Origin of the sequence: Emticicia sp. C21, from assembly GCF_003418935.1 — a bacterium.
Lineage (GTDB): Bacteria > Bacteroidota > Bacteroidia > Cytophagales > Spirosomataceae > Emticicia.
Map to the genome: position 1 here is coordinate 182,304 of NZ_QVMT01000006.1, position 9,728 is coordinate 192,031.

The following is a 9,728-nucleotide window of genomic DNA, read 5'->3' on the forward strand; positions in this document are numbered from 1 at the left end:
ATACCTCATTTCGATGAATCTATTTCGTATTTTAATAAAGAAACGGATGGGTTTTTCCTTGAGTACACAATATCTACGCTGTCCCCGACGGCATATTTTTTATAGAATTCCGTGGTTATTCCTGTACTTAAATTATACTTCTTATCATCAACAAAATATTCAAAATCTGCTCCCTTTCCTTTATATGTTCGTTTTGCTATTATAACTCCTTTAGTATAAACAGGATTAGACAAAATTTCCTCTTTGTCTTTTTTGAAGTCATAATCCAAATACCACCAAATTCCTTTAAAAATAAGAAATCCTATAACAAGGGCAAAACTTATGGCTTGAAGTTTTTGCCAAATGGATGTTTTAGAACCCAAATAATTTTTTGACTGCATCGGTAAATTTATTTTCGTATGTATTTTGTGTAACATCACCAATTACTGATTTGGAAACTTTTGCAGTAGACGACACTACTTGTTGTTTTACATTAGCAACTGTAGCCTCTTTCGCAAGATTATTGGCTAATGTCTTAGCACTTGCTTTCCCTGTTTCATTAGCATAAGTTTTTGCTATTGACGCTGCTCGATTAGCAGTATTTGATTCTGCAACCAATCGTACAGCCGATTTTTCTACGCCCTTCGTTATACCACCTCCTATTTTTCCAGCAATTTTTCCACCTGCAACATCAGCAACAGCATCAAAGCCTGTTTCTGCAATACTTTTACTTCCATTAAAGGTAGTTTTTACACCATCTTTTTTGGATATGTCTAAAGTAGATTTTGCTGCAATACTCCCGACTTCTACAATGCCAGCAGTGACTGCACCTACTCCTGAACCTATAACAGCGCCTTTAACAGCTTCTACTCCAACATCCGCCCAATCAACTTCGTTCAAGTTTTTACCTGAAAGTAGTTGCCCTCCTAATTCGATGCCACCCTTTAATAAAAACCCACCTAGGGCAGTCAGACAATTAGGACATTCTCCATTCGGGTCATTCCTTAAAACCGGATTATTCCAACCGTACTGATAGGTACTATATTGTTCCTGCTCGTCTAATACTGGGTCAACCCTATCAAAACGTCCAATAGTAGGATTATATCCTCTTGCATTTAAACGGATATATCTTAGATTAAATGTACTTTCTTTTTCCCGATTTAAAAACTCGAATCTATTCTGATACGAATTTAGCAAATTTATTCCATTTAACACAACTCCCCACGGATCAAACGAAGTTTCAGAGGTCTTGGTCAACGCAGTGCCGTTTGCTTTATAGGCTACACGTGTATTACCCAGATGGTCAGTATGGAAATATTCATAAGACCAGGCTCCACTTTGATAAACCGCTCTGCCCTCTGGCGTAGCCAGTTGATAGAAAGCCCCATTCTTGAAAACCAAGCCATCAAGATACTCCCAGTATTCTCCTGTCGAATAACTGGTTTTATATAATCGGCCTGCACCATCATAGGAGTTTTTAATCCATCTGCTGCTGGTCAACTGCATTTCAATGGGCTGATTGACATACGTACTATAAATGATGTCGTTGATGGCTTCATTCTTATCCGCTTTCAAAGCCCCGTTGGCATAATAGCTATAATCATCGGTTCCCGAATTTCGGTTCACAAAGTCAACATCATAATCACCTGTTACGCCATCTTCCACCCTCATCAAACGGTTTCCGGTATAGGTATAACTCAAGTTGTCCATTAATCCGTACGTACTGGTCAGTTTCCCATTCCGTTGCAGACTGGTGATATTGCCGTTTTTGTCGTAGTTGACTGTAGGTAAGCTGTAGCTTTCTGAGCTAATTCCGGTATAAGCTGCTGATTTTAATCGTGAGGCGGCATCATAGGTAAAAGTATAGAAACGAATGCCCGCAGGGGCATTATTGGTGCTTGCCTGCCAGTATTGTTTACCGATATTGCCATCATAATAACCCGCTGTTTCGTAGTCAAGCTTATAACTGAACAAATCACCCTGGCTGGCATTCGGCACCGGATTACCCGAGCCATCCAGGTTAATACCTCGCAATTGTCCTCTCAAATGATAGGTATAGTCGGTGGTCTGCAAACCGCTGATAGAAGTACCATTGGCTGTATAAGTACCTGTAGCCCTTATTTTGGCCTGTTTTAAACGACCTGCCTCATCATAATCTGACCTTCTGACTTCCGATACTGCCGTATTAATCCCATGTGATACTCTCAACCGTCTACCAGTATTATCATATTCATAGGTAGCCAGGCTTTCTGTATTTGCCATACCATCTACCTGATACAATACTTTTTCGTTCACTACTTCACCCGCAAAATTATACCCCAGATTAGTGACTACTGGTTTTGTCCATGGAGAGGCTCCGCCTTTATCATGCACGCGGTAGCTTTGCATCATCCGGCCTTTGAAATCATAGTAAAAAACCGAGTGAAACACTTTACTTGGGGTTTCCTGATTACGGGCAAAAGAGCCTGACTGCAACCCTTTGGAATTGCTGTAATAATTGGTGGAATTATAGGCCGTGCCCGAATTGAATGCCCATTCTCCGGCAATCCACTCATAGCTATCATAAAAATTCCAGAACTTTTCGGCCGTAGAACCATAGCTTACCGGAAAACTGCTGTTGGAATATCCCGAAACGCCAAGCCAGGTTTCATAAGTGGTAGACATACCATCAAAACTGGTTTGTAAGGTAGCCCGGCTTGAAGCATTATCCAGTTCTCCTTTGATGATAGTCCGCCCAAAGGCATCATATTTGTTAAACGACCATTTGCTTAAGGCAGTCTGACTGGCATCCTGCGTCAGCACAGGGAGATCATTTTTATCATAAACAATATATTGCCAACCTCCACCGGGCGTATGTTTTTCGATAAGTCTTCCAGCAGCATCATACGTATAGCCGAATACCCAACTGTTCCAGGTAGCTGAATTTTTGGTAATACTGGCATTCAGGGCATAACCTTCGGGCTGGATAACAGCCCTTAGCCTTTGCCATTCGTCATATACATAATAGGTAATTAAGGTTTCAGCACCTACAGGTTGTTCTCGTTGAATGAGATTTCCCGACTTATCTTTTATTTCAACAATGGTATTGCCCTGCTCATCAATCACCCGTGTTTTATACAAAGTATTAGCAGTGTAGGTGCCGGAGAGTGTGATATTGCCGGTAGGGTCTGAATTGTAAAGGCGTACCGCAGTACCAGCTATTTCATCAAAAGTCTGGATATTTTTGGTATTAGTCCGCCACGCCTGGCCAGCACCGTACTGTACCCTTAGTCGATTCAAAGGCGAATTATCAAAGGCGGTCATTTCACTATACGAATAACTATCGCCATAAAAAGTAGTGGCAAGGCCGGAAGGGTTAGCCTGATATTCTCCGGTTTGCACAGCCGTAGGAGCGGTCAGCGCTGTTTTGAACGGACGGCTAAAGGCATCGTAGGTTTTGCCTTCGAATACAATATCCTTTGCTGTTGGAGACTGACGATACCCCACTGTTTGCAGCGGGTGGCCGAGGCCATCCATGTATTGTATCGAAATCAGCGCTTTCGTTGCATCACTGGCATCGGCTGTAGTTGCACCGCTAACGCGGAAAGAACTATGAACAACGGCGTTTTTATGATTGGTAATGCTTTGCCCCCAACTGCAAAGCGGGAGCAAAAGCCATAAGATGAGATTCTTTTTCATGAGATGTGTGGATTTAAAATGCAACTCCGTTAATAGTGATATTTGAAAAAGTTGTCTGGTTAGCGCCTCCCCATAAGGCAAAACCTATGTAGAAATTGCTGCCAAAATCTAGTGTAGTAGGGTTGCTCCCAGTCAGATTGAAGTAGTCATTCCAGGCATTATTGGCCTCAGGATTACTATTGGTGCTATAATATCCCTTGATTGAAGTGCCTGTTTTTACTACTTTTATCCAGGTCTGGTTTACAGCAGACGGCGCAAAACTGTAGAGCCCACCCGTGCCTCCGTTCGTATCACGTTTCAGCTCACCCACATTGGCATTTCCATCCTGAAGCAGGATATAATACTGGGCATTAGGGTTAAGATTACTTCGAATCATGATACCTGATCTGTCGCCATCATCAGCCGGAATGGAGTTAATTTTAGCAATGATTGTGACATTACCGCTGAATGCTTTATATATCCAGTGGAAGTTATCAGAAGTACCACTCGCAGGGCCATATCCAAGCATAGTAAGATTGCCTGAAGCATTTTGCGTACATCCGGGCGAAGATGGAGATCCAACGTCCATGGCACTCCAGGTAGCAGGTAGCACTGGCACAGTTAAAGTATTAGAAGCCACACTTTCACAGGTTCCGACTTTACATTTGGCCGTATAACTGATTGAAGTAGTAGTAGGAACAGAAGTGGTTGGTCCGGAAGCTCCGTTAGACCATTGAATCGTTCCGCCTGAGCAGGTGGTAGCCGAAAGCGTAACCGAACAAAGCGTAGTGCTTGTGATCGAAATTACAGGTGGAGACGGAGGCGTACACTCAGAAGCTGTAGCATAGAAATACCTGTAATAATCTGTCAGGTTCCCTAAATGATCTTTGACCGCACTCAATCTGTTAACACCATCATATTCATATGTACTTTTGAGTCCGTTAGGAGCAGTAATCTGGCTGAGTCCTATGCCTGACCTCATTACACCCGAAGTGACCATTGCAGAAGAGAGATTACTTCTTAAACTGGTACCAATGTTTTCTATATTTGCAGCAACATAAGTGTCTGCCACTGTTTCCAGGCTACCAATCACACCTTCTACATTGGCTACAGTAGCATTTTGCACAGAGGCAATCGGGTAAGAGTGCTTGTACCCCCAAACATAAGTCGTTGGCGGCTGATTAAGCCTTTTGATTTCTATCGGATTCCCTTTGCTACTGTACTTTCTGCTTTCAAACAATTTAAATTCAGGAATAATAAATTGTGACATACTATGCGGAAGGTTAACCAGCGAAGCGTTTTCATAACGATAAATTTCCAGAGGATTTCCATTGGCATCGCTTTTAACCATTACTCCATCTACAGTCAGGTTATCTACATAGCGGACAACTTTCAGTGGCATGCCAATGATGTTTTTGCTTTTCAGCTGGTCAATGTTTGTACCGGCAATATTATTGAAGTCATTCGCATAATAATTGATAGTTGAATCCTTTTTATTTTTACTGTTGATAATTGAGGTAGTTCTTAGCAGTACTTCCGGCGTATAGGTATAAGTGAGAGTGTTACTTAACCCTACTCCCCCTGAATATTCAGTAGTAGTAGCAGCCTTTAAATTATAAGTATCACTGAATACATGGGTACGTTGATAATTGAAATAATTATAACTGAACCCCGATGAAGTGGCTTGTTGTGCACAAGCCATGCTTCTTCCTACTTTAAAACCGTATCGTGTAGTAGCAGCAATGGAAAGAGGATTATAGGTATTGATCAACTCTTTTGCAGGCGTTATCGCATTTTGCTCATAGGTCTGCTCTTTTGCCAGATTACCACTTCTCCAGCTTAAGTTGACAGTAGCCGCGTGAGGTGGATTGTAAACCGGCTCACCAGCAGCAACGCTGGCATTATACTCATATATTTTTTTGCCATTTGCTCCGGTATTTCCATAGGTCTCGGTTACTTTTCTGTACTCTATCTGATACCCTTCCCAGTTGTAGACATTATTCTCTGAGACAAAATACCTTGTTCCACAGGCAGTACATGGGCCTGTTGGATATGTTGCACTGCTAGGTATACTTGATTCAATGGATGTAACATAATAAGGGACAGCTAAAAGATTAGCCTGTTCGTAGGTAATAATTCTTTCGTTAGACTCTGTGGATCCGGTATTATCTACAATACGTGAAACACGATTTCCACCTATTTGCAAGTAAACACCACTACCACCAGGTGGAGGAGTTTCAGGCGTTTGTGTTCTTAAGAAGACAGGGGCTGCTGATACACTACTGTAGTTAACTATATTCGGTTCATAGAATATCTCTGTATATCCTTTTGTCGGATAATTTATCTTTTTGAGCATCCCTATTTTTGAATAAGTATTATCAGCACGCCTGTCCGCAGTTCCGAAGTTTGCGTTTGATAAAGGAGTAAAGATAACCGAAGAGTAATTGGCCGCCGGAATTTTATTGGGATTGTTTCTTCCGTTGTAATAACCCCAGTGATCTACAGAGTTGTTGGCAGCACGAGGAGTGTTCGCTACCATGAGAGAGGGGATTGGAATATCTGCTCCGCTCATGCCGTAGTATTCAAAAGAAGTAGTCTGAATAGCTGCAAAAGGCGTTTTGTTCTCAATAAAAGAGACTGAATTCAGTTTCAGACGGTCGTTTGTGCCAATATAGCCGTAGCTGAAACCAATCCGGTTTGTTTCCTGATTGGCTTCATCATAAGCCACTATGGCTGAGAGTCCTTTGGCTTTCACATTGGCATTGCTTACCAGGTCGTTGCGGTCAAAAAACTGAAAATCTACGGTCTTACCTTTCCAGACAATATTATCGAGCAAATACTGTCCAACACCTAGTTCAGTAGTTGTCTGGCTAAAAGCAAAATTGTCGTTTAACGTACAGTTTGGAGACCCTGATGTATATCCGGTAGAATAAGAAGAGCCTTTCACGCTCGTTTGGTAAGAAATGTCCTGGTAATAGTTAAAGTCTACTACAACGCCATTGGGAGACGTGATTTTTCTGAGATACCATGTCACACTACTTATATAAGAAGGGTCGCTGATGGGATCTACAAATCCATTGGTGAAAGTTCCGCCTGTTGGTATAGATAATGTGAAGGCAAACTGATACCCTTTTTCATCCGTAATCGTAAATGAATTGGAGGCATACGTAATCTTAAGCGGCATATTGTTCATCAAAACAATATTGTTGTCAAGAAAATAGAATTTGCCGCTTCTGCCCAGAAAACTGAATGAAAATATATCGTATTGAGTGTCTGTCTGGTTGTTTAATACGTTTGTCAGATAATTGTATCTGGCATCATCAATCATTGATCCGGCCAGGAAATTCTCCATTTGCTGCCGCACACCGGGGGTTTGTAATCCGCCGCTAGTAAAATCAGATATACCATTAATGGTCTGAACGATAGTTCCACCAACTTCCAGATTCCAGCCATTACCTACCCAGGTAGGCACATCCTGAGGCTTTAGACCTGTATTGTTATAGGCTAACTGGATAGGGATAGTTAAATTTTCGTCTACCTTTATTTCGTAAAGCGGCATATTGAAATTCAATTGTCCGGTGCTGAAATTAATCGGAACATTTCCGAACTCCTGAGTTTTGGCAACATTAGGAGGCAATATCCTTAATCTCCCTGAGGTGCCCTCAAATGGAGAAACGAGTGAAGAGCCTTGTTGAGCCACTGAGCTAATACAGAGGCAAATAAACAAAGCTAAAAGAAGTGGATTTTTCATGAATATTCTTGTGTGTTTGATTGATTATTGAAAAGAATTTGAAGATTTAAGCCATAGCAAAGCATACCCAATGGTTATTGGGAAAAATCGAATTAAAATATTCGAAACAGGGAGGCGTTAACGCTTATCCGGTTTATGAGATGAAATTCAATCGATTATCATCAGAGCCCGAATATGAATTGAGAGCTGTCTTTTGTTGTCACGTGCAATTATAAAGTCAGTTATTGTGTTAGTTTTTGGAATTAATAAAGTACATAAGTATGTCTTTAAGCCATAGCAAAGCGTATCCAATGGTTATTGGAGATAATCGAATCAAAATATTCGAAACAGAAGGAGTTAACGTTATCCGACTTAGGAGATGGAATCTAATAAGATTTGTTAATCATCAGAGCCGGAATCTAGAGTGGAAATTGTTTTTTTAGTTTTCACATGCAAATTAATTTTAAGTTGTGGTTTGATTTCTAATATGAAACAAAGGTACCACAGATAATCCTGACAAATCAAAAAAGAACAGTATGATTTTTTAAATATTTTCTGCTTTCACGCATCATTTAATGGAACACCCATAAAATTAAACAGAATTTATCGCATGAAACATATTTATTGAACCGACAATAGATGGTGTGTAGTATAAGAATTGACTATAAGTCATCTCAGCAGAAGGTTGGATAAAAGGTATTGAGAGCGAAAAAATGATAGAAATGTCACATTGAATAGTCACTAAAATCTTATACAAATAAAAAAAGCACTTACAAGAAAAACCTTGTAAGTGCTTGATTATCAGTGTGGGAGTTGAGGGATTCGAACCCCCGGCCCTCTGCTTGTATGAAAGAGGCATGTGTTTACACTATAAAATACAAACCCATGCAAGTTTATAAATTGAAGATCAATAATACTCTATCCTCAGCTCAGCTACTTTGGCATCATTCACCAGGCTACTCTGAGATACCAAACGATTATCTTTATTGTATTCATACTCATATTTCATACGAGTGCCTTCAAAGAGTTTTTGCTGGAAAGTCAATAAATTCTGACTGATTTGCTCTGGTAAATAAACTGGTGTTTTGATTTGCTCTATAAAAACCTTTCCTAAATTATTCGGATTACTACCATAGATAAAATCTGTTTCTTCATAACCCATTATTCCCCGTTCTTCTACTGCTGAAACATTTCCACTTTTCCATTTATAGGATATGCTTTGCAAAAGGCTATTCCGATTATTCTGGTTTTGATTACGGGTGTATTTAATCAAATGCTTATCCTGATCATACAGAAAATCTTCTACTATTTTCTGGTTCGGAAATTCTTCTGTAGTACGAGTTAAAAGCTTGTTAGCATCATACTCATATTTTCGGGTTCCCTGTGTTTTTACACCTTTGATTGTACGCTCGATAGTGGCTTCCGCTATTTTGCCCTCTACATTTCTTGTAAAAGTTTCATTTATCTCCGATTGAGCCAGAGAATCAGTAACAACTATACCTGAAACTTCTTTAGTTTCCTGGCTGTAACTGAGTTGAGTATAGATTTTATTCCCCTGCGTCGTAAGCTGGATTACCTTCTTAGGTTTCCCTTCCAACCCTGAAGGGACAACAGGTTTTTCCTCTTCATCTGTTTTAGCCAACACATCTAAATCTCCTTTTCCGCAAGCGAATAAAGTATTGATTAAAAGGAGGGTTAACAATATTGTTGATATTTTTTGCATAATGTTTTTAATAATTTATAATCTTTTAGTCCAATTAAAGATTGAATATCTCGTAAGTTTATAGAAGAATTACAAGTTTTAAAAAATTCAATCCTTTTTATAATTTTATAGTACCTTTTATTTAAGATTTACATCAAATCTTCCTCTAGTTATTTCTATTACTTTAGTTGTATCTAATGTATTGGGGTAAACAGATATATCAACTTTTGCAGCTTTAAAACTAAAAGTACCTGAGACAATTTTATTTTTTACATCAAATTTGGTGATGTGTACTTGTCCTCCATATTGGTTGTAGGTTTTATAAGATGTACTTGGGTAATTTCTATTTTCATAGCTTGCTGCACCAGTAATATTATCTAAGTAATAGGTTCCCTTCTTTCGAATATTGCCAAGAGAAATAGCAATATCCAGTTTATCATTGTAATCACTACCTGATATGTAGAAGGTGCTATCTGTAATTCTTGCAGATATAGGCTTATCTCTTGCAAAATAGTTTGCGCTACTAGCTTTCATGGTAATTCCTTCAACTTTGCAACCAAAACTATCGTTACCCCACCTGATAGGTAAGGGTAGCAGATTGTCACAAGAAACTAAAAAGAGACTTAAAAGTATATTAATGAGTCTTTTTGTCATAGTTAT

At 39.6% G+C, this 9,728-nt stretch carries 5 protein-coding genes; all 5 read right to left on the minus strand.

Features of this window, described 5'->3' with window-relative positions:
* Positions 1–5 precede the first annotated feature (5 nt).
* Entirely contained in the window at positions 6–380 is a 375-nt protein-coding gene (locus D0T08_RS15465; RefSeq protein ID WP_116983572.1) for a hypothetical protein, read from the minus strand.
* Entirely contained in the window at positions 352–3,657 is a 3,306-nt protein-coding gene (locus tag D0T08_RS15470; protein ID WP_116983573.1) for a DUF6443 domain-containing protein, read from the minus strand. Before D0T08_RS15470 ends, D0T08_RS15465 begins: the two co-directional genes overlap by 29 nt.
* A 13-nt stretch (positions 3,658–3,670) precedes the next feature.
* On the minus strand, positions 3,671–7,387 hold the full coding sequence (locus tag D0T08_RS15475; protein ID WP_116983574.1) for a hypothetical protein: 3,717 nt from the start codon (positions 7,385–7,387) through the stop codon (positions 3,671–3,673).
* Positions 7,388–8,273: 886 nt separating this feature from the next.
* Positions 8,274–9,089 carry a hypothetical protein gene (locus D0T08_RS15480; RefSeq protein ID WP_116983575.1) on the minus strand — a complete coding sequence of 272 codons (816 nt, stop codon included), beginning with the start codon at positions 9,087–9,089 and terminating at the stop codon, positions 8,274–8,276.
* A 117-nt stretch (positions 9,090–9,206) separates the two neighbouring features.
* On the minus strand, positions 9,207–9,722 hold the full coding sequence (locus D0T08_RS15485; RefSeq protein ID WP_147322786.1) for a DUF6252 family protein: 516 nt from the start codon (positions 9,720–9,722) through the stop codon (positions 9,207–9,209).
* Between the last annotated feature and the right edge of the window lie 6 nt (positions 9,723–9,728).

Coding starts and splice junctions, on each gene's coding strand:
- D0T08_RS15475 (WP_116983574.1), bottom strand. CDS start 7,387: ATGAAAAATCCACTTCTTTTAGCTTTGTTTATTTGCCTCTGTATTAGC.
- D0T08_RS15485 (WP_147322786.1), bottom strand. CDS start 9,722: ATGACAAAAAGACTCATTAATATACTTTTAAGTCTCTTTTTAGTTTCT.
- D0T08_RS15470 (WP_116983573.1), bottom strand. CDS start 3,657: ATGAAAAAGAATCTCATCTTATGGCTTTTGCTCCCGCTTTGCAGTTGG.
- D0T08_RS15480 (WP_116983575.1), bottom strand. CDS start 9,089: ATGCAAAAAATATCAACAATATTGTTAACCCTCCTTTTAATCAATACT.
- D0T08_RS15465 (WP_116983572.1), bottom strand. CDS start 380: ATGCAGTCAAAAAATTATTTGGGTTCTAAAACATCCATTTGGCAAAAA.